The sequence below is a fragment of the Streptomyces sp. NPDC002463 genome (genome assembly GCF_042889835.1).
In the GTDB taxonomy this organism is placed as follows: domain Bacteria; phylum Actinomycetota; class Actinomycetes; order Streptomycetales; family Streptomycetaceae; genus Streptomyces; species Streptomyces nymphaeiformis.
This window is the reverse complement of the sequence record NZ_JBIARL010000008.1, coordinates 70,661-94,901: the sequence shown is the minus strand read 5'-3', so window position 1 is coordinate 94,901 and position 24,241 is coordinate 70,661. Positions and strand designations below refer to the sequence as shown.

Below are 24,241 nucleotides of genomic sequence, written 5' to 3'. Positions count from 1 at the left end.
CGGAGGCCGGCTACCTCCCGAGTCGCTCCAGCGCCGCCGGGGCCTCGTCGATCGAGTCCACCAGGGCGATCCGTGCCGCCATCGGGCGGTCGGCGGCGAGGGACTCCAGGAGGGGCCAGGCCGGGAGGCGGGTGGTCCAGTGGGCGCGGTTCACCAGGACCATGGGGGTCGGGGTGCCCCGGGAGGCGTAGTAGTTCGGGGTCGCGTTGTCGAAGATCTCCTGGACCGTGCCCGCCGCGCCCGGCAGGAAGACGATGCCCGCCGTCGAGCGGGCGAGGAGGCCGTCCTCCCGGGTGGCGTTGGCGAAGTACTTGGCGATGTGCGCGGCGAAGGGGTTCGGCGGCTCGTGGCCGTAGAACCAGGTGGGGATGCCGACCGAGTCCCCGCCGCGCGGCCACAGGGCCCGTACCGCGAAGGCGGCGCGGGCCCAGTCCGTCACCGAGGGCGTGAACGACGGGGCCTTGGAGAGCAGGTCGAGCGAGGCGGCGAGGTCCTCGTCCTCGTACGGGGCGAGGTACGCGCCCAGGTTCGCGGCCTCCATCGCGCCGGGCCCGCCGCCGGTCGCCACCGTGAGACCGGCGCGGGCCAGCGTCCTGCCGAGCCGGGCCGCGCCCGCGTACGCCTCCGTGCCCCGGCCCATCGCGTGCCCGCCCATGACGCCGACGACCCGGGCCCCGTCGAGGAGTTCGTCGAGGGCGTCGGAGACGGCGTCGTCGTGGAGGGAGCGGAGCATCGAGGAGAGGATGTCGCCGTCGGCCCTGGTCCGGCCGAACCACGCGTACGAGCGGAAGTCCGGCGTCTGCTCGTAGCCGCCCTCGGTGATCCCCTCGAAGAGTTCCCCGGGCGTGTAGAGCCGTGCCCGGTAGGGGTCGAAGGGCAGCTCGGGGACGGGCGGGAAGACGAGCGCGCCGTCGGCGCGGACCTTGGCGGCGGCCTCCGGCTCCATGGGGCAGCCCAGGAAGACGGCCTCGGTGGTGACCGCGGCGAGCAGGGCGAAGGTCCGGTCGGTGAGGTCGATCGACTGGACGCGCTGTCCGGCGAGCGAGCCGGGGCGGGCGACGGCCGCGTCGAACTCGGCGAGGGTGTGGATCTCGCGTGCGTGCCCGCGCGGTCCGGGCGGGCGGTGTGCCGGGGGGAGCGTCGCCATGGGCCCACGATAGGGGCCGCCGTCGCGGGCGGCCCCTCGGCGGGCGTCCGGGGGGCCGCCCGCCGCTCGCGCCGGGCGGGGCGCCCCCGGTCCGGGCCGCTCAGCCGCGCAGTGGTGCGGCCGCCAGTTCTGCGATCGCCCAGGTCAGCGGGAGGAAGACGGCGAGGAGCGCGCCGGCGCGCAGCAGGGCCGCGGTGCGCAGGACGGTCGGCGGGGCGCCGATGCGCAGCAGGGCCTCGGTGGTGTGGGTGCGGCCCTGCTTCGATTCGAGGGCGGCGGTCAGCAGGGTCGCGGTGGTGCAGGCCAGGACGAGGGCCGCGCCGAGGGCGGTGAGCGGGCCGAAGGCCTCGGAGCCTCCGTCCGCCCCGTACAGTTCCGCCGCCGCGAGGGCGCCGGAGAGCACCGCGCTGACCACCCCGAGCGGGCGGCCGATACGGCGGGACTCGTCCATCAGGACGCGGCCGGCGAGCAGCCGGATGGCGCCGGGCCGGACCGCCTGGAGGAGCCGGCCGCAGCCGTGGGTGAGGCCCGGGCCCGCGAGGGCGAGGCCCACGGCGGTGAGGACCCAGCCGGCGAGGACGCCCGCCGGGTTGCCGTCGAAGCCGCCCGGCAGCGGGAGGCCGCCCCTGGAGGCGCCCTGGGCCGCGTACGTCTCGACGGCGAGGCCGGCCGCGACGAGGGCGACGCCCCAGGGCAGCCCGGACGGCATCGCCCTCTCGGCGCCCTCGGGTGCGGCGGGCGCGGTGCGGGGCCGCAGCGCGAGGCCGGCCGCGGTGGCGGCGGCGACCGGCAGGACGGCGAGCAGGGTGAGGGCGGCGGCGAGCGGGATCGGCTGGTCGGCGGCGAGGAGCCCGGCGGCGGCGCCGTCGAACGGCAGGCCCGTGATGTCGCCGCGCAGGTGCAGGTAGAACAGGAGCGCGACCACGGAGCCGAGCGTGCAGGCGACGGCCGTCGAGGCGGCGGCGATCGCCGTGAGCCGGGCGGGGCCGAGGCCGACGGCGGAGAGTCCGGGGCGCGGCCGGGTGCTGGGGTCGGTGCGGGCCACCGCGACGGCGAACTGGACGGTCGCGGCGAGCGGCAGGACGCACCAGAGCAGCCGCAGCACGGAGGCCGAGGACTGCGCCGGGTGCCCGACCGCGTATCCGAGGGTGCAGAGCAGGAGGAAGCCCACCCCCGCGGCCGCGGCGGCGACGAGGAGCCGGCGCGTCAGGACGAGGGGGTGGGTCCCGCGGGCTAGACGGAGAGCGAGCACGCGGCGACGCCCTCCGCCCCTGACGCCGGGGGTACGGCGGCGACCCTGCGTCCGTCGAGGAGGGCGACGGTGCGGTCGGCGAGCGCCGCGACCTCGCCGTCGTGGGTGGCGAGGAGCACGGTGATGCCGTGCGAGCGTGCCGCGGCCGCGAGGGTGCGCAGGACCTGCGCGCCGTCGGCCCGGTGCAGGGTGGCCGTCGGTTCGTCGGCGAAGAGGACCGACGGCGTGGTGACCAGGGCGCGGGCGATCGCGATCCGCTGGCGCTGGGACTGGGTGAGGGCGTGCGGCCGCTTGCGGGCGCACCCGCCGATGTCGAGCCGCTCCAGCCACTCCTGGGCGGCGGTCTTCGCGGCCCGGTGGGAGGTGCCGCGGAGCAGCAGCGGCAGGGCGGTGTTCTCCCAGCCGGTGAGCTCGGGGACGAGGCCGGGCTCGGGGCCGATCCAGCCGAAGCGCTCGCGCCGGAGCCGCTCGCGCTGGGCGGGGGCCAGGGTGTGGACGGGGCCGCTGTTGAACCAGACTTCGCCCTGCTGGGCGGTGAGCTGGCCGGAGAGGCAGCGCAGCAGGGTGGTCTTGCCGCTGCCGCGGGGGCCGACGACGGCGAGGATCTCTCCTTCGCGGACGCCGAGGGAGACGCCGCTGAGCGCCTCCGAACCGCCCAGTGTGCAGTGCAGGGAACGCGCCCAGAGCACGTCGTTGTCCGGTGGGGCCATCGCGTACACCTCGATGTCGGATCCGATTCTCGCCTTCCCCCGCCCGGGGGAACGAAGGGACGGGCCTGTCGGTCACTCGGCACCGTAAGGATTCAGATCCGGTTGTACGGACAGCACACGGCCCGGGCCGCCGCCATCCACTCGGATGGCGGCATGCCCGGGCCGTGGGGGTCACGCCGTGAGGGCGGCGTGATGCTCGTCGGAGATCAGAGCTTGGCCCACGCCTCGGTGAGGGTGGCGCGGAGGATCTGCTCGATCTCGTCGAACGTGGACTGGTCCGCGATCAGCGGCGGCGCCAGCTGGATGACCGGGTCGCCACGGTCGTCGGCGCGGCAGTACAGGCCGTTGTCGTACAGCGCCTTGGAGAGGAAGCCGTACAGGACGCGCTCCACCTCCTCGTCGTTGAAGGACTCCTTGGTGGCCTTGTCCTTGACGAGCTCGATGCCGTAGAAGAAGCCGTTGCCGCGGACGTCGCCGACGATCGGGAGGTCGTGCAGCTTCTGCAGCGTCGAGAAGAAGTTGCCCTCCTGGTCCAGCACGTGCTGGTTCAGGCCCTCCTTGTCGAAGATGTCGAGGTTCGCCAGGGCCACGGCCGAGGAGACCGGGTGGCCGCCGAAGGTGTAGCCGTGCAGGAAGGTGTTGTCGCCCTTGTAGAACGGCTCCGCGATGCGGTCCGAGACGATGCAGGCACCGATCGGGGAGTAGCCCGAGGTCATGCCCTTGGCGCAGGTGATCATGTCCGGCACGTAGCCGAACTTGTCACAGGCGAACATCGTGCCGAGGCGGCCGAAGGCGCAGATCGTCTCGTCGGAGACGAGCAGCACGTCGTACTGGTCGCAGATCTCGCGGACGCGCTGGAAGTAGCCGGGCGGCGGCGGGAAGCAGCCACCGGCGTTCTGCACGGGCTCGAGGAAGACGGCGGCGACGGTGTCGGGGCCCTCGAAGAGGATCTGCTGCTCGATCTGGTCGGCTGCCCAGCGGCCGAAGGCCTCGGGGTCGTCGCCGTGGATCGGGGCGCGGTAGATGTTGGTGTTCGGCACCTTGTGCGCGCCGGGGACCAGCGGCTCGAAGGGGGCCTTCAGGGCCGGCAGACCGGTGATGGACAGGGCGCCCTGCGGGGTGCCGTGGTAGGCGACCGCACGCGAGATGACCTTGTACTTGGTGTGCTTGCCCTGCAGCTTGAAGTACTGCTTGGCGAGCTTCCAGGCGGTCTCGACGGCCTCGCCGCCACCGGTGGTGAAGAAGACCTTGTTGAGGTCGCCCGGGGCGTAGCCGGCGAGACGCTCGGCGAGCTCGACGGCCTTGGGGTGCGCGTACGACCACACGGGGAAGAACGCGAGCTCCTGGGCCTGCTTGTACGCGACCTCGGCCAGCTCCTGGCGGCCGTGACCGGCGTTGACCACGAAGAGACCCGCGAGACCGTCGAGGTAGCGCTTGCCCTTGTCGTCGAAGATGTAGGTGCCCTCACCGCGGACGATGGTGGGGACGGGGTTGTTCTCGTAGGACGACATGCGGGTGAAGTGCATCCACAGGTGGTCGTACGCGGTCTTGGACAGGTCCTGGGTCACGATTATCGAGTTCCCCACATGTAGGTCTGCTTCTTGAGCTTGAGGTAGACGAAGCTCTCGGTGGAGCGCACGCCGGGGAGGGTGCGGATCCGCTTGTTGATCACGTCCAGCAGGTGGTCGTCGTCCTCGCAGACGATCTCCACCATGAGGTCGAAGGAGCCCGCGGTCATCACCACGTACTCGCACTCGGCCATGGCCGTCAGTGCCTCCGCGACCGGATCCAGGTCACCCTCGACGTTGATGCCGACCATCGCCTGCCGTCGGAAACCCACGGTGAGCGGGTCGGTGACGGCGACGATCTGCATGACGCCCTGGTCGAGCAGCTTCTGGACGCGCTGTCTCACGGCGGCTTCGGAGAGGCCCACGGCCTTTCCGATCGCCGCGTAGGGACGGCGGCCGTCCTCCTGGAGCTGTTCGATGATCGCCAGGGAGACGGCGTCGATCGTCGGGGACGAACCGGTTCCGGTTCTTGAGTGGTTGCTTTGACTTGCCACGACTTCACTGTGCACCGAGATTGTCAGTCGTGCAAGCCCAGACTGATGAAATTCGTTGTGAAGCGCTCTGGATCTCACTGAATCCGAAGGTGCGGGGGGTCGGGGCTGTTGAAAGCGTCAGTGGAGCGACTAGGCTGAGGTGTCTCGCCCATCGGGACACCGCACAAGGACGTGCGAAGACAGAACGTGACAGGAGGGGTGGCAAGTGACCACCGAGCTGCGCCGGCTGCGTAACTACATCAACGGGGAGTTCCGCGACGCGGCCGACGGCCGCACCATCGAGGTGATCAACCCGGCCGTCGGTGAGGTGTACGCCACCTCCCCGCTCTCCGGGCAGGCCGACGTGGACGCCGCCATGGAGGCCGCCGCGGCCGCCTTCCCCGCCTGGCGTGACAGCACGCCGTCCGAGCGCCAGAAGGTGCTCCTCAAGATCGCCGACGCCTTCGAGGAGCGCGCCGAGGAGCTCATCGCCGCCGAGGTCGAGAACACCGGCAAGCCGACCGCCCTCGTCGCCAGCGAAGAGATCCCGCCGATGGTGGACCAGATCCGCTTCTTCGCCGGTGCCGCCCGGCTGCTCGAAGGCCGCTCGGCCGGCGAGTACATGGAGGGCATGACCTCCATCGTCCGCCGCGAGCCGGTCGGCGTCTGCGCGCAGGTCGCGCCGTGGAACTACCCGATGATGATGGCCGTGTGGAAGTTCGCCCCGGCCCTCGCCGCGGGCAACACCGTCGTCCTCAAGCCCTCGGACACGACCCCCGCGTCGACCGTCCTGATGGCCGAGATCATCGGCCAGATCGTCCCCAAGGGCGTCTTCAACGTCGTCTGCGGCGACCGCGAGACGGGCAAGGCCATGGTCGAGCACCCGACCCCGGCGATGGCCTCCATCACCGGCTCGGTCCGCGCCGGCATGCAGGTCGCCGAGTCGGCGGCCAAGGACGTCAAGCGCGTCCACCTGGAGCTGGGCGGCAAGGCCCCGGTCGTCGTCTTCGAGGACACCGACATCGAGAAGGCCGTCGAGGACATCGCCGTCGCCGGCTACTTCAACGCCGGCCAGGACTGCACCGCCGCCACCCGCGTGCTCGTGCACGAGTCCATCCACGACGAGTTCGTCGCCGCGCTCGCCAAGACCGCGTCCGAGACCAAGACCGGCCAGCCGGACGACGAGGACGTGCTCTACGGCCCGCTGAACAACGCCAACCAGCTGAAGCAGGTCGCCGGCTTCATCGAGCGCCTCCCGGCCCACGCCAAGGTCGAGGCCGGCGGTCACCGCGTCGGCGACAAGGGCTACTTCTACGCCCCGACCGTCGTCTCCGGCCTCAAGCAGGACGACGAGATCGTCCAGAACGAGGTCTTCGGCCCGGTCATCACCGTCCAGTCCTTCACGGACGAGGCCCAGGCCCTGGAGTTCGCGAACGGCGTCGAGTACGCCCTCGCCTCCTCCGTCTGGACCAAGGACCACGCGCGCGCGATGCGCATGTCCAAGTCCCTCGACTTCGGCTGTGTGTGGATCAACACCCACATCCCGCTCGTCGCCGAGATGCCCCACGGCGGCTACAAGAAGTCCGGCTACGGCAAGGACCTCTCCGCCTACGGCTTCGAGGACTACACGCGCATCAAGCACGTCATGACCTCCCTGGGCTGATCGCTCCCGGACGCACCGCGCGGCCCCGACACCTTGATCGACAGGGTGTCGGGGCCGCGCGCCGTCGCTCGACGGACCGTCCATTGCCGCAGCTCGCGGCGGGCGGCGATGCTGCTGGGGTGAGAGCGACTGCCAGGAAACACATGTCCCGCCGGTCCCTGCTGCGCGGTTTCGGCGGTGTCGGGGCCGCGACCCTGCTCGCCGGGTGCGGGGTCCCCGCCGCCTACGTGGAGGAGGGCGACCGGGCCGGCCGCGACCTCTCGGCCCGCGACCGTACGCTCGACTTCGCCAACTGGCCGCTGTACATCGACACCGATGACGACGACACGTCGAAGCGACCGACCCTCGACGCCTTCCGGAAGCGCACCGGGATCTCCGTCCGGTACACCGAGGAGATCAACGACAACGACGAGTTCTTCGGCAAGATCAGCCCGTCCCTGATGAACCACCAGGAGACCGGGCGCGATCTGATCGTCGTCAGCGACTGGATGGCCGCCCGCTTCGTCCGCCTCGGCTGGGTCCAGGAGATGGACCGCGCCGCCCAGCCGAACGTCGCGAAGCACCTCGACCCGCAGCTGGAGTCGCCCGCCTTCGACCCCGGCCGGCTGCACAGCGTGCCCTGGCAGTCCGGGATCACCGGCATCGCGTACAACCGGAAGAAGCTCGGCCGGGAACTGCGCTCCACCAAGGAGCTCTGGGCCGACGACCTGCGCGGCAAGGTCACCCTGCTGTCCGGGCTCGACGAGTCCTTCGCCCTGCTCATGCTGGGCAGGGGCGTCGACGTGACCAGGTGGACCGGCGACGACTTCCACGCCCTGTGCGAGCAGATCGAGGGGCTCGTCCGGAAGAAGCACATCCGGCGCTTCACCGGGAACGACTACATCAAGGACCTGTCCACCGGCGACGTCCTGGCCTGCCAGGCGTACTCCGGCGACGTCATCCAGCTCCAGGCCGACAACCCCGACATCGAGTTCGTCGTCCCCGAGGAGGGCGCCGAACTGTGGGCCGAGTCCCTCATGATCCCCAACCTCGCCCGGCACAGGACCAACGCCGAGAAGCTCGTCGACTACTACTACGAGCCCGAGGTCGCCGCCGAACTCGCCGCCTGGGTCAACTACGTCTGCCCGGTGCCGGCCGCCCAGAAGGTCCTCGCGGACTCCGGCGACGAGGAGCTCGTGGCGCTCGCCGAGGACCCGCTGATCTTCCCGGACGCCGACATGCGCGGCCGGCTCTCCATCGCCCGGGACATCACCACCGGGGAGCGCCAGGAGTTCGCGAAGAGGTGGAACTCGATCGTCGGGCTGTGAGTTCCACGATCATGACCGATACGCGCATCAACCCCCTTGTCACCTATGGCCTGTTCCTCGCCTGGGCCGTGCACGACGCGGAGGAGCTCGCGCGCGGACCGCGCTGGGTCCGGGAGAACCTGCCGGCGCTGCGCGAGCGCTGGCCCGGAGTGCCGGAGCGGGTGTGGAAGGCGATGGAGTCCGTCGACGAACGTGAATTCGCCGCCGCCGTCGGGGTGATGGCGGTGATCGTCGGCGCGGCCGCCGTGTCGGGCGCGCGCACCGGCGGCCGGTCCGGCTTCTACCAGGGGGCGGTGACCGGCTTCGGGCTGCACGGGCTCGTCCACCTCGCGCAGGCCGCCGTCGTACGGGACGCGACCCCTGGCGCGCCCACCTCGCCGCTCGTCGTCATCCCCTTCTCCCTGTGGGCCCGCGGCCGGCTGCGGCGGGCCGGGGTGCTGCGGCCGACCAGTGCCAGGGGGGTGGCGGCGGGGCTCGCGGTGGCGGCGGGGGCGACGGTGGTGGCGCACGGCGTGGGGCGAAGGGTCGCCGCCCGCTTCTGAACGCGCTCAAAAAAGACGACCCCCGGCTTCTGAACACGTTCAAGACGGGCGTACGCTGGCCCCCATGAGCGACACGAACGGGCCGAGAGCCCTTCTCACGCACATCCGCGTCTGGCTGATCGTCTTCGTCGTCTGCCTGGTCCTGAGCGGGGCCACCGCGTTCCCGCTCGTGACCGAACTCAGGCTCCTCGACTCCGCGTCGACCGGGTGGGCCGCGCCCGTGGCGGACCTCTTCCCCGGGCTGGCCGCATGGATCCACCGGGTACGGGAGGGCGTCGCCACCGCCGACGCGCAGGCCCCGTACCTGCTCTACGGCACCGACTGGCTGGCCTTCGCCCACCTCGTCATCGCGGTCGCCTTCTACGGCCCGTACCGCGATCCGGTCCGCAACATCTGGGTCGTCGAGTTCGGCATGATCGCCTGCGTCGGCATCATCCCACTGGCCCTGATCTGCGGACCGATCCGGGACATCCCCTTCTGGTGGTCCGTCATCGACATGTCCTTCGGCGTCATCGGCATCCTGCCGCTGCTCCACGTACGCCGGCTGATCAAGCGGCTCGAAGCGGTCGAGCCCGAGCCCGCTCACTCCGGCAGGCCGTAGGCCGCCACCATCAGGCGCAGGGCCGTCTTGTTCATGTCCTGACCCTTGGCGTCGTTGGCGTTGACGCTGTAGACGAGCGTGCGGGCGCCGTCGCGGGTCGAGGCGATGGCCGTGTTGTAGCCCCAGCGGCCGCCGGTCTTGCCCCAGACCTCGCGGCCGCCGAGCTTCTTCATCGACAGGCCGACGGAGAACGCGGCCGGGTCGCCCGACTGGAAGTCGGGGACCTTCGGGAGCGTGAACATCTCCTCCAGGAGCGGACCGCGCACCACATGGCCCTTGAACAGGGCCTTGGTGAAGCGCTCCAGGTCGGCGGTGGTCGAGACGAGGTCCCCGGCGGCCCAGGCCTCCGACGTCCCCCACTCCGAGACGTCCCGCAGGCCCGTCGTGCCGTCGTCGAGCTTCATCGTCTGGTAGCCGTGGTTGTACGGGCCGGTGATCTCGGCCGCCCCGCGCGGGAAGTACGTGTTCCGCAGGCCGAGCGGCTGCAGGATCCGCCGCTCCACCTGGTGCTCGTACGAGTCGCCCGTGACCCGCTCCACGATCAGGCCGGCGATCGTGTACCCGATGTTCAGGTAGTGCTGCTTCGTGCCCGGCCGGAACTCGCGCGGCTGCGCCGTCGCCGAGCGGACCAGCTCCTCCGGGGTGTGGACGTCGAAACGGTTCGCGTACCACTCCTCGACCGTCTCGCCCGGCATGTCGGCGGCCGGGATGCCGTGGGTGTGGTTCAGGAGCTGCCGCACGGTCACCGTGGCGTACCGGCCGGGGATCAGGTCCGGGAGGTACGAGCGGGCCGTCCGGTCCAGGTCGATCCGCCCCTCGGCGGCCAGCTGGAGGACGGTCGCCGCCGTGAACACCTTCGTCACCGAACCGGCCCGGAAGCGGGCGGCCGGGTCCGCCGGGGCGTTCGTCTCCAGGTCGTGGACGCCGGCGCTGCCCTGCCAGGAACCCTCGGTGCCGCCGACCCGGACGAGGGCGGCCGTGGCGTCGGCGCGGGGGAGCCCCGCGATGACCGCCGACAGATCGGCGGGGGCGGCCTGCGTGGCGGACACCGACGGCTGCTCCGCCGCGAAGGCGGGGGTGAGCGCGGGGCCGGCGGCGACGCCCAGGACCAGGGCGGCGGCGAGCAGGGTGCGGGTGGACTTCCTCATGGTCAACTCCGGTGGTGTGAGCCGTTGTTCTCGATGGCTCCATCCTGCTGACCAGCGGCGATCCGCGGATCGCCCGCACCGGCGGTCTTCGGCGGACCGGCTCCTCACCGGCGCGGGGGAGGGACCGGGCCGGCTCATCCCCCGGGCGGGGGAGAGCCCGCCGCGACCAGCCCCGTCTCGTACGCGCAGATCACCGCCTGGATGCGGTCCCGCAGCCCCAGCTTGGCGAGCACGTTCCCCACGTGGGTCTTCACCGTGTGGTCGCTGACCACCAGCTCCGCCGCGATCTCCGCGTTCGACAGGCCCCGCGCGAGCAGCAGCAGCGTCTCGCGCTCACGCCCGGTGAGGACGTCGAGCCGGGGATCGGTCCTGCGCGGCCCGCCCGTCGTGTACTGCTCCACGAGCCGCCGGGCCACGGACGGCGCGAGCAGCGAATCGCCCGCCGCCACCCGTACCGCGTGCACGAGGTCGTCCCGCCGCACGTCCTTCAGGAGGAAACCGCTCGCGCCCGCGTGCAGCGCCTCGTACACGTACGCGTCGGTGTCGAAGGTCGTCAGCATCACCGTCCGGCAGCCGGACTCCGCGCTGATCGCCCGGCAGGCCTCGATGCCGTCCGTCCGGGGCATCCGGATGTCGAGCAGCGCCACGTCCGGGGCGAGCCGGCGCACCGCCTCGACGGCCTCCGTGCCGTCCCCGGCCTCCGCGACCACCTCGATGTCCGGCTGCGCGTCCAGGATCATCGCGAAGCCGCTGCGGACCAGTTCCTGGTCGTCCGCCACCACCACCCGGATCGTCATCCCTCCCCCTCCCGCACGGGCAGCAGCACCCGCACCTCGAACCCCCGGCCGCCCGGCCCCGGGCCCGTCTCCGCCGTCCCGCCGTGCGCGGCGGCCCGCTCCCTGATGCCCACCAGGCCGTGTCCGCCCGGACCGCCCTGCGGGCCGCGCCCGTCGTCGGTCACCGTGACCCGCAGGACGCCGTCCGCGTGCGCGAGCCGCACGTCGACCGTACGGGCCTGGGCGTGCTTCACCACGTTCGTCAGCGCCTCCTGCACGATCCGGTACACGCTCGCCCCGGTCGCCGCGGGCAGCGCCCGCACCCCGCCCTCCGTCGCGTACCCGACGGACAGACCGCCCGTCCGCACCCGCTCCAGGAGGCCCGGCAGGTCCGCGAGATCCGGCTGCGGCTCGCGCGGAGACGCCGACTCGCCGCCCTCGCGCAGCAGCCCCAGCATCTGCCGCAGCTGCACCATCGCCTCCCGGCCCGTCTCCGAGATCGCCTCGAACGCCGCCTCCGCACGCTCCGGGGCGGCCCGCACCGCGACCGGACCCGCCTCCGCCTGCACGACCATCAGGCTCACCGCGTGCGACAGGATGTCGTGCATCTCCCGCGCGATCCTGGCCCGTTCGCGCGCGGCCACCCGCTCGGCCTCCACCCGCTGCGCCCGCTGCCGGGCGTCCGTGAGCCGCCCGAAGACATAGGCCGCGCCGAACACGAAGAGGGAGAAGGTGAGTTCGCGCGCCGACTGGGTGTTGAGCCACACCGAGGCCGGCACCGCGACCACCATGAGCCCCGCCGTCGCGAACCGCTTCCACGCCGGCGAGAGCGCGGCGATCGTGTAGACGCAGACGAGCCCCGTGTACGGCAGCGGCTGCCCGGGACCCTCCACGGCCAGCTTGTACAGCGCGCTCGCCGCCAGGACCGCGAGCAGCACGGCGAGCGGCGCGCGCCGTCGCCACACCAGCGGCACCACGGTCAGCGTCGTCAGGCCGTACGCCGGCCAGGTCGCCGGTTCGAGCTCGGGCCCGCGCGGCACCACGAACGGCATCGTCATCGCCGCCTGCACGAGCAGCGCGATCCCGGTGTCCACCGCCCACGGGTTCGCCGCGCCCCAGGTCCGCGCCCGCTCCCACCCGCTGCGCACATCCCCCCGTATGCCCATTACGGCTTGCGGCCCACCGCGCCGAACTGCGCCACCACCTGCGACTCCCCGTCGGAGGGCCGCCAGCGCGCGCAGGACACGATGCCCGGCTCCAGGAGGTCGAGGCCGTCGAAGAAGGAGGTGAACTCCTCCCGGCTGCGGGCGGTGATCGGCGGGGTCGCGTTCTCGTTCCAGAAGGCCATCGCGGCCTTGTTGCCCTCGCCGCCGAGATCCGGTTCGAGCGTCGGGTGGGTCAGCACCAGGTGGCTGCCGGAGGGGACGGCGGCCATCAGGGTCCGCACGATCGACCGGGCCTCGTCGGTGTCCTGCACGAAGTTGAGGATGCCGAGCATCAGCACCGCCACCGGCCGGGAGAGGTCCAGCGTCCTGGCGGCCGCCGTGACGATCCGCTCCGGGTCGTGGGCGTCCGCGTCGATGTACTCGGTGACGCCCTCCGGCGCGCTCGTCAGGAGCGCACGCGCGTGCGCGAGGACGATCGGGTCGTTGTCGACGTAGACGATCCGGGCGTCGGGGGCGATCCGCTGCGCCACCTCGTGGGTGTTGTCGGCGGTCGGCAGGCCCGTACCGATGTCGAGGAACTGGCGCATGCCCGCCTCGGCGGCCAGATGGGTCACCGCCCGGCCGAGGAACGCCCGGTCCGCGCGTGCCACTTCGCCGATGCTCGGGTAGAAGCCGGTGACCTGGTCGCCGACCGCGCGGTCCACCGGATAGTTGTCCTTGCCGCCCAGCCAGTAGTTCCACACCCGGGCGTTGTGGGCGATGTCGGTCCTGATCCGGTCGTTCACGCGCGAGCCTTTCGCAGCAGGGCGGCGAGGGTGTCGGGCCGGTTCGTGGTGACCGAGTCGGCTCCGTTCTTGATCAGCTTACGCATCGTCCGCGCGGTGTCCGCCGTCCAGGCCGAGACGAGCAGCCCGTCCCGGTGCACCCGCTCGGCAAGCTCCCGACTCACCAGGCCGAAACGGTAGTTGAGCCAGTGCGGCCGCACGGCGTCGAGCAGCACCCGCCGGGGCGGGGCGAGCGAGGTCCACGTCAGGGCGATCTCCGCGGCCGGGTCGGCGGCCCGCACCTGGAGCATGGCGACGGCGCCCGCGCAGTAGTAGACGCGCTCCCCGGCCCCGCACTCGCGGACCGTGCCGACGATCCGGCGGACCGAGTCCTCGTTCCCGCCCGGCAGGTCCAGCATCAGCCGGTGGTCCCCGGCGGTCAGCAGCGCCTCGCGGAGGGTCGGCACGCCGTTGCGGGTCAGCTCGCACAGCTGCTCGTACGAGAGCTCCGCGAGCGGCCGGTCGTGGCGCCACAGCCGCTTCAGGGTGTCGTCGTGGAGGAGGACGGGCACGCCGTCCTCCGTCAGCCGGACGTCGATCTCGACGGCGTCCGCCCCCCGCTCGATCGCCGAGGCGATCGAGGGGAGCGTGTTCTCACGGACGCGGTACGGGTCGCCGCGATGACCTACGACAGTGACGGAGCGCATGGCCCCATTCTCGTCACGGCCGGCTTCCGGTCGGCGTCAGCGCGCCAGCCAGTCGTTCGTGTACGTGTCGATCTCGGCCGCGATCCGGGCCTTGCCGGCCGCGTCCAGGAACGAGGCCTCCACCGCGTTCTTCGCGAGGGCGGCGACACCGCGCTCGTCGAGGCCGAGGAGGCGCGCGGCGACGGCGTACTCGTTGTTGAGGTCCGTGCCGAACATCGGAGGGTCGTCGCTGTTGATCGTGACGAGGACCCCGGCGTCGACGAACTGCCGGATCGGGTGCTCCTCCAGGGTGGCGACGGCCCGGGTCGCGATGTTCGACGTCGGGCACACCTCCAGGGCGATCCGGTGCTCGGCGAGGTACGCGAGGAGCTCGGGGTCCTGGGCGGAGCTGGTGCCGTGGCCGATGCGCTCGGCGCCCAGCTCGCGGATCGCGTCCCAGACGGTCTGGGGGCCGGTCGTCTCGCCGGCGTGCGGGACGGAGTGCAGGCCGGCCGCGCGGGCCAGGTCGAAGTACGGCTTGAACTGCGGGCGCGGCACGCCGATCTCCGGGCCGCCGAGACCGAAGGAGACGAGGCCCTCCGGGCGCAGCCCGTCCGTGGTGGCGAGCCGCGCGGTCTCCTCGGCGGAGACGAGGCCGGCCTCGCCGGGGATGTCGAAGCACCAGCGCAGGATCGTCCCGAACTCGGCCTCGGCGGCCTTGCGGGCGTCCTCGATCGCCTCCATGAAGGCGCGCTCGTCGATGCCGCGGCGGGTGGAGGAGTACGGGGTGATGGTCAGTTCGGCGTAGCGGATGTTCTGCCGGGCCATGTCCCGGGCGATCTCGAAGGTCAGCAGCCGGACGTCCTCCGGGGTGCGGACCAGGTCGACGACGGACAGGTAGACGTCGATGAAGTGGGCGAAGTCCGTGAACGTGAAGTAGTCGGCGATCGCCTCCGGGTCCGTGGGGACCTTGGAGTCCGGGTGCCGGGCCGAGAGCTCGGAGACGATCCGGGGCGAGGCGGAGCCGACGTGGTGGACGTGCAGCTCGGCCTTGGGGAGTCCCGCGATGAAGGAGTGCAGATCGGTCATCAGGTCATCGTAGGCCGGGCGCATCCCTCCCAGGGGTGAGGCCTTAGCATGACGTGACCACGATGGGGGAGGCCCATGTCTGACAACCGAGACCAGTCGCCGGGCGGGTACGACCCGACCGACCCATGGGCTCCGCCGAACCGCGACGGGGTGGAACTCAGCAAGCCGGCGACGCCGTCGCCCTCGCCGGTGCACGACCAGCCGACCATGACGTCCTTCCCGGCCGCGCCGGGCGGACCCGGCGCTCCTGCCGGGGACGTCCCGCCGCCTCCGGTCGCCCCCGGCGGCCCGGCGGTCACGCCCGGGTACGGCTACCCGGCGGCGAACACGGCCGGCGCGTACGGCTATCCGCCGGCCCCGACGCCCCCGGCCGCCACCGGGTACGGCTACCCGGGATACGGCCAGCCCGGCTGGCAGCAGCCGCCGAACAACGGGATGGGCACCGCCGCGATGGTGCTGGGCATCTGCGCGGTCGTACTCGCCTTCTGCTCGTACGGCATCCTCGGCCTGATCCTGGGCGGGATCGCGCTGCCGCTGGGCATCGCGGGCCGCAAGCGGCACGTGCGGGGCGAGGCGAACAACAAGGGGCAGGCCGTCACCGGCATCGTGCTCGGCTCCATCGGCATCGCCCTCGGCCTCGCGGGCATCGCGCTCATCGTCTTCCTGGCGACGCACGCGGACGAGTGGAGCAAGACCGGCGAGGACCCCTGGTCGTCGACGGAGACGTCGCTCAGCGCTCCCCGCTGACGGGCTCCCGGAGAGAGGGCCCCGCACCCACCGGTGCGGGGCCCTCTCGCGCGTCACCCGGCGCGCAGCCGCTCCCGAGCCTCCATGAGCGCGAAGCCCAGCAGGTTGAGCCCGCGCCAGCGGGCCGGGTCGTGGGCGCGGGGGTCGTCGGCGGCGAGGCCGATGCCCCAGACGCGGTCCAGCGGGCTCGCCTCCACGAGGACGCGCTCGCCGGTCCCGACCAGGTACGCCCGCAGGGCCTCGTCCGAGGAGAACTTGTGGACGCTGCCCTCGACGACGATCCCGAAGCGCTCGCGCTCCCAGACGGCCTCGTCGAAGTCCCGCACGAGGCGCCCGGCGTTCTTGGCCTCCGCGGGGGTGGGGGCGGTCAGCGCGGCCCGCTCGGCGTCCGCGTCCCGGAAGAGCCGGGCCTTGGCGGCCATCATCCAGTGCTCGGCGGTCGCGTAGGCCACGCCGTCGACCACGAAGGGTGCCGGCCACCACTGGCTGAGACAGCTCGCCGAGAGGCGGCCGTCGGGGTGCGGACGGTGCCCCCAGAAGTGCAGCCACTTCACTCGGTCACCACGCGTGACCTGCTGAGTCAGCTCTTCGATCTTGGTCATACATGCGAGTCTGGCAGCCACCACAGACATTCCGTACGGAGATTTTCCGGCCACCTCGACACATGGTCGACCGATTCCGTCGCGTAACCAAAAGGCAACAACGGAATCACTTGTTGGGTGGCCTTCCCTCTGTCAGGATCGGCACTCAATTCGAGCTGGGACAACGGAGAGCGCCATGACCAACCGCTTCCAGGTGACGGACCGCTTCGCGGACGGCGCGCAGTACATCGGCGGAAGGCTCCGCGCCGGAACCTCGGATCGGGAACACAGCGTGATCGACCCGGCCACCGGCGAGAGCGTCTACACGTACACGCTGGCCTCCACCGCCGACGTGGACGAGGCCGTCGCCGCCGCCAAGGCGGCCTTCCCTGGCTGGGCCGGCGCCACCCCGGGCGAGCGCTCCGACGCGCTGCACCGCCTCGCCGGCGTCCTCGCCGACTGGGCGGAGGACATCGCCCGCGTCGAGTCGCTCCAGTGCGGCAAGCCGCTCAAGCTGACCACCGAGTTCGACGTGCCCGGCACGATCGACAACGCGGCCTTCTTCGCCGGGGCCGCCCGCCACCTCCAGGGCCAGTCGGCCGCGGAGTACAGCGGCGACCACACCTCGTACATCCGCCGCGAGCCGATCGGCGTCATCGGCTCCATCGCCCCCTGGAACTACCCGCTCCAGATGGCCGCCTGGAAGATCCTCCCGGCGATCGCCGCCGGCAACACGATCGTCCTGAAGCCGGCCGAGATCACCCCGCTGACCTCGCTGATGTTCGCGATGGCGGCGAAGGAGGCGGGCATCCCCGACGGTGTCGTCAACATCGTCAGCGGCTCCGGCCGGGTCGTCGGCGAGCACCTCGTCGGCCACCCCGACGTCGTCATGACCTCGTTCACCGGCTCCACCCCGGTCGGCAAGCGGGTCGCCGAGGTCGCCACCGCGACCGTGAAGCGGCTCCACCTCGAACTCGGCGGCAAGGCCCCGTTCCTCGTCTTCGACGACGCCGACCTGGAGGCCGCCGCGCAGGGCGCCGTCGCCGCCTCCCTCATCAACAGCGGCCAGGACTGCACCGCCGCCACGCGCGCGTACGTCCAGCGTCCGCTCTTCGACGCCTTCGTCGCCCGGGTCGCCGAGCTCATGGAGTCCGTCCGCGTCGGCGACCCCTTCGCGCCCGGCACCGACCTCGGTCCGCTCGTCAGCCACCGCCACCGCGACAGCGTCGCCGGCTTCGTCGAGCGCGCCCGTGGCTACGCCACCGTCGTCACCGGCGGCGAAGCCCCTGGTGGAGAGCTCGAGAACGGCGCATACTACCGTCCCACCCTGATCACCGGCGCCGCTCAGGACAGCGAGGTCGTGCAGTCGGAGATCTTCGGTCCGGTCCTGGTGGCCCTGCCCTTCGACGGCGACGACGAGGGCATCCGGCTCGCCAACGACACCCCCTACGGCCTCGCGGCCTCCGCCTGGAGCCGTGACGTCTACCGGGCCAACCGTGCCACGCGGGAGATCAAGGCGGGATGTGTGTGGGTCAACGACCACATCCCGATCATCAGCGAGATGCCCCACGGCGGCACGAAGGCGTCAGGATACGGAAAGGACATGTCGGCGTACTCCTTCGAGGAGTACACGCAGGTCAAGCACGTGATGTTCGACAACACGGCGGTGGCGGCCAAGGACTGGCACCGCACGATCTTCGGGGACCGATAGCAGCTCGCCGCCCGACCAGCGGCCCACCCATCCCGAAAGGGCACAGCGCATGGAGCAGTACGAGCCCGACAGCCTGTCCGCGGCGCAGTTGGCGGCGATACGGCGCAGCATGACGAGCGGCCGGGGCGCCCTCACCCGCCGTTCGATGCTGCGCGCGGGCGGCGTCGGGGCGCTCACGGTCGGCGGCCTCGCCGGCCTGAGCGCCTGCGGCATCCCGCCGGCCAAGCGGGAGGGCCAGGGGCCCGCGTCCATCGACGTGTCGGCCAAGGAGAAGACCGTCGCCTTCTCCAACTGGACCGAGTACATGGACGTCAGCGAGGACGAGAAGTCCCGCCCGACCCTGGAGGCGTTCACGAAGCGCACCGGGATCAAGGTCAAGTACACCGAGGACATCAACGACAACGTCGAGTTCTTCGGCAAGATCAAGCCGCAGCTCGCGGCCGGCCAGGACACCGGCCGCGACCTGATCTGCGTCACCGACTGGCTCGCCGCCCGCATCATCCGGCTCGGCTGGGCGCAGAAACTCGACCCGGCCAATCTGCCCAACGCGTACGCGAACCTGTCCGCCCAGTTCCGCCGCCCCGACTGGGACCCGGGCCGCTCCTACTCGTACCCCTGGACCGGCATCTCGACCGTCATCGCCTACAACGTCAAGGCGACCGGCGGCAAGAAGGTCGACTCGGTCACCCAGCTCCTCGACGACCCGTCGCTCAAGGGCCGGGTCGGCTTCCTCACCGAGATGCGCGACTCGATCGGCATGACCCTGCTCGACATGGGCAAGGACCCCGGGAAGTTCACGGACGCCGACTACGACGCGGCGATCGGCCGCCTCCAGAAGGGCGTCGACAAGAAGCAGATCCGCCGCTTCACCGGCAACGACTACACCTCCGACCTGGACAAGGGCGACATCGCGGCCTGCCTCGCCTGGGCCGGCGACATCATCCAGCTCCAGGCGGACAACCCGGACATCAAGTACGCCATCCCGTCCGCCGGTTACATCACCTCCAGCGACAACCTGCTCGTCCCCGCGCAGGCCAGGCACAAGACGAACGCCGAGAAGCTCATCGACTACTACTACGAGCTTCCCGCCGCCGCCCAGCTCGCCGCGTACATCAACTACGTCTGCCCCGTCGACGGGGTGAAGGACGAGCTCACCAAGATCGACCCCGAGCTCGCCAACAACACGCTGATCCTCCCGGACAAGGCCATGGCCAAGAAGTCGCACGCCTTCCGCTCGCTCACCAGCGCGGAGGAGACGGCGTACGAGGAGAAGTTCGCCAAGCTCATCGGCGCCTGAGTCCGGCCTCGTCCACCTCTCTCACTCCCTGGGACCGCAACCCATGACTGACAACAACACCGGCGGCGACGTCCGTCTCACCGGGATCAGCAAGTCGTACGGCTCGTTCACCGCCGTCCACCCGCTGGACCTGACCGTCCCGCAGGGCTCCTTCTTCGCCCTGCTCGGCGCCTCCGGCTGCGGCAAGACCACCACGCTGCGCATGATCGCCGGCCTGGAGGACCCGAGCACCGGCACCGTCTTCCTCGGCGACAAGGACGTCACCGACCTCCCGCCCTACAAACGGCCGGTCAACACCGTCTTCCAGTCCTACGCGCTCTTCCCGCACATGGACATCTCCGAGAACATCGCCTTCGGCCTGCGCCGCCGCGGCATCAAGTCCGTGAAGAAGCAGGTCGACGACATGCTGGAGCTCGTCCAGCTCGGCGACAAGGCCCACCACAAGCCGCACCAGCTCTCCGGCGGCCAGCAGCAGCGCGTCGCCGTGGCCCGCGCGCTCATCAACCACCCGCAGGTGCTGCTCCTCGACGAGCCGCTCGGCGCCCTCGACCTCAAGCTGCGCCGCCAGATGCAGCTGGAGCTCAAGCGGATCCAGACCGAGGTCGGCATCACCTTCGTGCACGTCACCCACGACCAGGAGGAGGCCATGACGATGGCCGACCAGGTCGCGGTGATGAACGGCGGCCGGGTCGAGCAGCTCGGCGCCCCCGCCGACCTGTACGAGAACCCGCAGACCACCTTCGTCGCCAACTTCCTCGGCACCTCGAACCTGATCGAGGCCGAGGTCATGGAGACGGGCACCGACGTGCTCGTCACGGCCGGCGGCGGCAAGCTCCGCGTCCCCGGCGACCGCTGTACCTCCGCCGTCCGCCAGGGCGGCAAGGTGCTCGTGGGCGTCCGCCCCGAGAAGATCTCGCTCGCGCACGCCGACGACGCGGGCACGATCGCCGACGGCCGCAACCGGGTGACCGGCCGGATCGTCGACTCCTCCTTCATCGGTGTCTCCACCCAGTACGTGGTGAACTCACCGGCGGGCGCGGAGCTCCAGGTCTACGAGCAGAACATCGAGCGCGACACCCGGCTCGTCCCCGGCGCCGAGGTCGTCCTGCACTGGAACCCGGCGCACACCTTCGGCCTCGACGCGGCGCAGGACATCGACGCGGGCGTGGAGACGGTGGAGGACGCCTCGTGACCGCCACCCTCACGAAGGGCGCCCCTCCCATAGAGGAACCGGTTCTGCGCAAGCCCTCCACCCGCAAGCGGCTCGTCCCGTACTGGCTGCTGATCCCCGGCATCATCTGGCTGCTCGTCTTCTTCGCGCTGCCGATGGTCTACCAGGCCTCGACCTCGGTCCAGACCGGCTCCCTGGAGAAGGGCTTCGAGGTCACCTGGCACTTCCAGACCTACTGGGACGCCTTCCAGGAGTACTGGCCGCAGTTCGTCCGCTCCCTGCTGTACGCCGGGACCGCGACCCTGCTCTGCCTGCTGCTCGGCTACCCGCTGGCGTACCTGATCGCCTTCAAGGCCGGCCGCTGGCGGAACCTGCTCCTCGTCCTCGTCATCGCGCCGTTCTTCACCAGCTTCCTCATCCGCACGCTCGCGTGGAAGACGATCCTGGCCGACGACAGCGTCGTGGTCCACGCGCTCAACGCCCTTCACTTCCTGGACGTCACCGACTGGCTCGGCTGGACCGAGGGCGACCGCGTCCTCGCCACCCCGATGGCGGTCGTCACCGGTCTCACGTACAACTTCCTGCCCTTCATGATCCTGCCCCTCTACACCTCCCTGGAGCGGATCGACGGCCGGCTGCACGAGGCCGCGCAGGACCTGTACGCCTCCCCGGCGACCACCTTCCGCAAGGTGACCTTCCCGCTGTCGATGCCCGGCGTCGTCTCCGGCACCCTGCTCACCTTCATCCCGGCGAGCGGCGACTACGTCAACGCCGAACTGCTCGGCTCCACCGACACCAAGATGGTCGGAAACGTCATCCAGTCGCAGTTCCTCCGGGTGCTCGACTACCCGACGGCGGCCGCGCTCTCCTTCATCCTCATGGCGATCGTGCTCGGCATGGTCACCGTGTACATCCGCCGTGCCGGAACGGAGGACTTGGTCTAATGCGGACGATGCGCTGGATACGGAAGAACCTCGTCGTCATCGCGGGCCTGCTGACGCTCGCGTACATGATCCTGCCCAACCTCGTCGTGATGGCGTTCTCCTTCAACAAGCCGAAGGGACGCTTCAACTACTCCTGGCAGGAGTTCTCGCTCGACGCCTGGAAGGACCCCTGCGGCGTCGCCGACATGTGCGAGTCGCTCTCGCTCTCGCTCCAGCTCGCCGCCTGGGCGACGGTCGGAGCGGTCGTCCTCGGCACGATGATCGCCTTCGCGCTGGTCCGCTACCGCTTCCGGGCGCGCGGCGCGATCAACTCGCTGATCTTCCTGCCGATGGCGATGCCCGAGGTCGTCATGGCCGCCTCCCTGCTCACGCTCTTCCTCAACATGGGCGTCGAACTGGGCTTCTGGACGGTCCTGATCGCCCACATCATGTTCTGCCTGTCGTTCGTCGTGACGGCGGTCAAGGCCCGGGTCATGTCCATGGACCCCCGCCTGGAGGAGGCCGCGCGCGACCTCTACGCGGGACCGACGCAGACCTTCCTGCGCGTGACCCTGCCGATCGCCGCGCCCGGCATCGCCGCCGGCGCGCTGCTCGCCTTCGCGCTCTCGTTCGACGACTTCATCATCACCAACTTCAACGCGGGCTCCACCGTCACCTTCCCCATGTTCGTGTGGGGCTCGGCGCAGCGTGGCACCCCCGTTCAGATCAACGTCATCGGTACGGCGATGTTCGTCATCGCGGTACTGATGGTCATGGCCGGGCAGATCATCACCAACCGGCGCAAGAAGACAGCAACAGCCTGACCGTTCAGAGGTCAGGCACCGAAGGAGTTGGAAACCATGGCCCCAGTCGCCATGCGTCTCGCTGCACAATCTCTCTCCGACGCCCAGCCCGTCCCCTTCTGGCTGGAAGACCCCGGCAAGCCCGGAGCCCTGCCCGCCCTCACCGGCACCGAGAAGACCGATCTCCTCGTGGTCGGCGGCGGATACAGCGGACTGTGGACCGCGCTCCTCGCCAAGGAGCGCGACCCCTCCCGGGATGTCGTACTCATCGAAGGCCGCGAGGTGGGCTGGGCCGCCTCGGGCCGCAACGGAGGCTTCTGCGCGGCCTCCCTCACCCACGGCTTCGGCAACGGGCTCGCCCGCTGGCCGGGCGAGCTGTCCAAGCTGGAGCGGATGGGCGAGCGCAACCTCGACGCCATCGAGGAGACCGTCGCCCGCTACGGGCTCGACTGCGAGTTCGAGCGCACCGGCGAGATCGACGTCGCCACCGAGCCGTACCAGGTGGAGGAGCTCCACGAGTGGTACGAGGAGGCGAACCGGCTCGGTCTCGCCGACGGCCTGGAGTTCCTGGACCAGGCCGCCGTGCGGGCCGAGGTCGACTCGCCGACCTTCCTCGGCGGCATGTGGGACAAGCGCGGCGTCGCCATGGTCCACCCGGCCAAGCTGGCCTGGGGCCTGAAGCGGGCCTGCCTCGACCTGGGCGTCCGGATCTACGAGAACACCCCCGGTCTGCAGCTGGTCGCGCTCGGCGCCGGCATGGGCGTCCGCACCCCGTACGGCAAGGTCGTCGCCCGCCGCGTCGCGCTCGGCACCAACGTCTTCCCGTCGCTGGTCAGGCGCGTCCGCGCGTACACGGTCCCGGTCTACGACTACGCCCTGATGACCGAGCCGCTCAGCCCCGAGCAGCTCGCCTCCGTCGGCTGGAAGAACCGGCAGGGGCTCGGCGACTCCGCGAACCAGTTCCACTACTTCCGGATCACGGCCGACCACCGCATCCTGTGGGGCGGCTACGACGCGATCTACCGCTACGGCGGCAAGGTGCAGGCGGAGATGGACCACCGCCCGGAGACGTACCTCAAGCTCGCCGAACACTTCTTCCGCTGCTTCCCGCAGCTGGAGGGGCTCCGCTTCAGCCACGCCTGGGGCGGCGCGATCGACACCTGCTCGCGCTTCTCGGCCTTCTTCGGCACGGCGCACCAGGGGAAGGTGGCGTACGCGGCCGGGTTCACCGGCCTCGGCGTCGGCGCGACCCGCTTCGGCGGGGACGTCATGCTCGACCTGCTCGCGGGAGAGCGCACCGAGCGCACGGACCTGGAGATGGTCCGCTCCAAGCCGCTGCCCTTCCCGCCCGAGCCGGTCGCCTGGGCCGGCATCGGCATCACCAAGTGGTCGCTCGCCCGCGCCGACGAGAACGGCGGCCGGCGCAACCTGTGGCTGAAGACGATGGACAAGCTGGGCCTCGGCTTCGACAGCTGACCCCTCGGCACTTTCGGTGTGACGCAGGTCACCATCGGCTCGTCGTCGAAACCGCGTAAGAGGAGCCCCCGTACCCGCTCTCTCCGTGTGGACATCCGGTCCACACGGAAGGAGAACGTCGCGATGACTGGTACGGGGGCTTCTGGCGCCAAGGCCGCGGTGGAGTGGCTGGCCTCGGTCGCGCCGGATCCCGACGCCTGCCGGTGGGAGTGGGAGCGCAACCCCCACGGGGTCGCACTGCTGCCCGCCGGCCGGCGCTGGGACGTGCTGATCCTGCCGGGGGAGCTGGGTCATCCCACGCTCGACGTGCTGACCCGGCTCGTGGACAGGCCGGGCCCGGTCCTGGCCGACTTCGGCGAGGCCCGGATGGGCTTCTTCGTCCCCCCGGGAACGGCCGCGCGCTGGCTGGGCACCGGTGTGCGCGGCGCGGGCGCCGGCGCCTGGATCGTCGCCCCGTACCCGGGGCGGGTCGCCGGCCGGGTGCGCTGGCTGATCGCGCCCGACGGTCTCGGGACCCTCACCGACGCCTCGCTCCTGGAGCTGGCGATGCACGAGGCGGCGGGCCGATCGGCCAGGGGGGAGGAGGGGTCCGACTAGACCGTCTCCGCGAACAGAGGTCTTGACCACTTGATTGGTCTGG

General features: G+C 71.2%; 23 protein-coding genes and 1 pseudogene. 12 read left to right on the top strand and 12 right to left on the bottom strand.

Annotated features, from left to right (window positions below):
- Positions 1–10: 10 nt before the first annotated feature.
- From ACFYX3_RS17870 to ACFYX3_RS17850, 5 genes are all read right to left on the bottom strand, one after another.
- A complete protein-coding gene (locus ACFYX3_RS17870; RefSeq protein WP_389014113.1) occupies positions 11–1,147 on the bottom strand; it encodes an LOG family protein in 1,137 nt (378 codons plus the stop codon).
- Between the two features lie 100 nt (positions 1,148–1,247).
- A complete protein-coding gene (locus ACFYX3_RS17865) occupies positions 1,248–2,399 on the bottom strand; it encodes a hypothetical protein (protein ID WP_389014110.1) in 1,152 nt (383 codons plus the stop codon).
- Positions 2,381–3,109, bottom strand: a complete 729-nt coding sequence (locus tag ACFYX3_RS17860) for an ABC transporter ATP-binding protein (RefSeq protein WP_389014107.1) — start codon at positions 3,107–3,109, stop codon at positions 2,381–2,383. The genes ACFYX3_RS17865 and ACFYX3_RS17860 overlap by 19 nt, the downstream gene beginning before the upstream one ends.
- Before the next feature lie 206 nt (positions 3,110–3,315).
- The gene (locus ACFYX3_RS17855; protein ID WP_376591827.1) at positions 3,316–4,695 is read right to left on the bottom strand and encodes an aspartate aminotransferase family protein; all 1,380 of its coding nucleotides are present in this window, start codon (positions 4,693–4,695) and stop codon (positions 3,316–3,318) included.
- Positions 4,680–5,186, bottom strand: a complete 507-nt coding sequence (locus ACFYX3_RS17850; RefSeq protein ID WP_389014103.1) for an Lrp/AsnC family transcriptional regulator — start codon at positions 5,184–5,186, stop codon at positions 4,680–4,682. The genes ACFYX3_RS17855 and ACFYX3_RS17850 overlap by 16 nt, the downstream gene beginning before the upstream one ends.
- Positions 5,187–5,376: 190 nt before the next feature.
- Here ACFYX3_RS17850 and ACFYX3_RS17845 point away from each other — a divergent pair, with 190 nt between their 5' ends.
- From ACFYX3_RS17845 to ACFYX3_RS17830, 4 genes are all read left to right on the top strand, one after another.
- Entirely contained in the window at positions 5,377–6,813 is a 1,437-nt protein-coding gene (locus tag ACFYX3_RS17845) for a gamma-aminobutyraldehyde dehydrogenase (RefSeq protein ID WP_389014100.1), read from the top strand.
- Between the two features lie 143 nt (positions 6,814–6,956).
- A complete protein-coding gene (locus ACFYX3_RS17840; protein ID WP_389014097.1) occupies positions 6,957–8,120 on the top strand; it encodes a PotD/PotF family extracellular solute-binding protein in 1,164 nt (387 codons plus the stop codon).
- A gap of 11 nt (positions 8,121–8,131) precedes the next feature.
- Positions 8,132–8,662, top strand: a complete 531-nt coding sequence (locus tag ACFYX3_RS17835; protein WP_389014567.1) for an HXXEE domain-containing protein — start codon at positions 8,132–8,134, stop codon at positions 8,660–8,662.
- Positions 8,663–8,726: 64 nt separating this feature from the next.
- Entirely contained in the window at positions 8,727–9,263 is a 537-nt protein-coding gene (locus ACFYX3_RS17830) for a hypothetical protein (RefSeq protein WP_389014094.1), read from the top strand.
- Here ACFYX3_RS17830 and ACFYX3_RS17825 read toward each other — a convergent pair.
- The 6 genes and pseudogenes from ACFYX3_RS17825 to ACFYX3_RS17800 all read right to left on the bottom strand — a co-directional run bounded on the left by ACFYX3_RS17825 (position 9,245) and on the right by ACFYX3_RS17800 (position 14,892).
- Positions 9,245–10,411, bottom strand: coding sequence for a serine hydrolase domain-containing protein (locus ACFYX3_RS17825; RefSeq protein WP_389014564.1), 1,167 nt, complete (start codon positions 10,409–10,411; stop codon positions 9,245–9,247). The genes ACFYX3_RS17830 and ACFYX3_RS17825 overlap by 19 nt on opposite strands.
- A gap of 102 nt (positions 10,412–10,513) precedes the next feature.
- Positions 10,514–11,208 (bottom strand): annotated as a pseudogene (locus ACFYX3_RS17820) (response regulator); the annotation flags it as partial.
- Entirely contained in the window at positions 11,205–12,353 is a 1,149-nt protein-coding gene (locus ACFYX3_RS17815; RefSeq protein ID WP_389014091.1) for a sensor histidine kinase, read from the bottom strand. The gene ACFYX3_RS17815 and the pseudogene ACFYX3_RS17820, both read right to left, overlap by 4 nt.
- Positions 12,353–13,138, bottom strand: a complete 786-nt coding sequence (locus tag ACFYX3_RS17810) for an SAM-dependent methyltransferase (RefSeq protein ID WP_389014088.1) — start codon at positions 13,136–13,138, stop codon at positions 12,353–12,355. Before ACFYX3_RS17810 ends, ACFYX3_RS17815 begins: the two co-directional genes overlap by 1 nt.
- On the bottom strand, positions 13,135–13,824 hold the full coding sequence (locus ACFYX3_RS17805) for a glycerophosphodiester phosphodiesterase (protein WP_389014085.1): 690 nt from the start codon (positions 13,822–13,824) through the stop codon (positions 13,135–13,137). The genes ACFYX3_RS17810 and ACFYX3_RS17805 overlap by 4 nt, the downstream gene beginning before the upstream one ends.
- 36 nt (positions 13,825–13,860) lie before the next feature.
- Complete coding sequence (locus ACFYX3_RS17800; protein WP_382663080.1) at positions 13,861–14,892, bottom strand: adenosine deaminase; 1,032 nt, start codon at positions 14,890–14,892, stop codon at positions 13,861–13,863.
- Between the two features lie 75 nt (positions 14,893–14,967).
- Here ACFYX3_RS17800 and ACFYX3_RS17795 point away from each other — a divergent pair, with 75 nt between their 5' ends.
- Entirely contained in the window at positions 14,968–15,639 is a 672-nt protein-coding gene (locus tag ACFYX3_RS17795) for a DUF4190 domain-containing protein (protein WP_376591843.1), read from the top strand.
- 53 nt (positions 15,640–15,692) lie between these two features.
- Here the strand turns inward: ACFYX3_RS17795 and ACFYX3_RS17790 are convergent, their stop codons facing one another.
- Positions 15,693–16,241, bottom strand: a complete 549-nt coding sequence (locus tag ACFYX3_RS17790; protein ID WP_389014080.1) for an NADAR family protein — start codon at positions 16,239–16,241, stop codon at positions 15,693–15,695.
- A 175-nt stretch (positions 16,242–16,416) separates the two neighbouring features.
- Between ACFYX3_RS17790 and ACFYX3_RS17785 the strand changes: the two genes are divergently transcribed.
- The 7 genes from ACFYX3_RS17785 to ACFYX3_RS17755 all read left to right on the top strand — a co-directional run bounded on the left by ACFYX3_RS17785 (position 16,417) and on the right by ACFYX3_RS17755 (position 24,198).
- Positions 16,417–17,931 carry a gamma-aminobutyraldehyde dehydrogenase gene (locus ACFYX3_RS17785; protein WP_389014077.1) on the top strand — a complete coding sequence of 505 codons (1,515 nt, stop codon included), beginning with the start codon at positions 16,417–16,419 and terminating at the stop codon, positions 17,929–17,931.
- Positions 17,932–17,980: 49 nt separating this feature from the next.
- Entirely contained in the window at positions 17,981–19,228 is a 1,248-nt protein-coding gene (locus tag ACFYX3_RS17780) for a PotD/PotF family extracellular solute-binding protein (protein WP_382663083.1), read from the top strand.
- Positions 19,229–19,271: 43 nt separating this feature from the next.
- The gene (locus ACFYX3_RS17775; RefSeq protein WP_389014073.1) at positions 19,272–20,420 is read left to right on the top strand and encodes an ABC transporter ATP-binding protein; all 1,149 of its coding nucleotides are present in this window, start codon (positions 19,272–19,274) and stop codon (positions 20,418–20,420) included.
- Positions 20,417–21,343 carry an ABC transporter permease gene (locus ACFYX3_RS17770; RefSeq protein ID WP_389014070.1) on the top strand — a complete coding sequence of 309 codons (927 nt, stop codon included), beginning with the start codon at positions 20,417–20,419 and terminating at the stop codon, positions 21,341–21,343. Before ACFYX3_RS17775 ends, ACFYX3_RS17770 begins: the two co-directional genes overlap by 4 nt.
- Entirely contained in the window at positions 21,343–22,146 is an 804-nt protein-coding gene (locus ACFYX3_RS17765) for an ABC transporter permease (protein WP_389014067.1), read from the top strand. The genes ACFYX3_RS17770 and ACFYX3_RS17765 overlap by 1 nt, the downstream gene beginning before the upstream one ends.
- Before the next feature lie 36 nt (positions 22,147–22,182).
- Positions 22,183–23,601: an NAD(P)/FAD-dependent oxidoreductase gene (locus tag ACFYX3_RS17760; protein WP_376591856.1), complete on the top strand. Its 1,419-nt coding sequence runs from the start codon at positions 22,183–22,185 to the stop codon at positions 23,599–23,601.
- 123 nt (positions 23,602–23,724) lie between these two features.
- Positions 23,725–24,198 carry a hypothetical protein gene (locus ACFYX3_RS17755; protein ID WP_389014063.1) on the top strand — a complete coding sequence of 158 codons (474 nt, stop codon included), beginning with the start codon at positions 23,725–23,727 and terminating at the stop codon, positions 24,196–24,198.
- Positions 24,199–24,241: the final 43 nt, after the last annotated feature.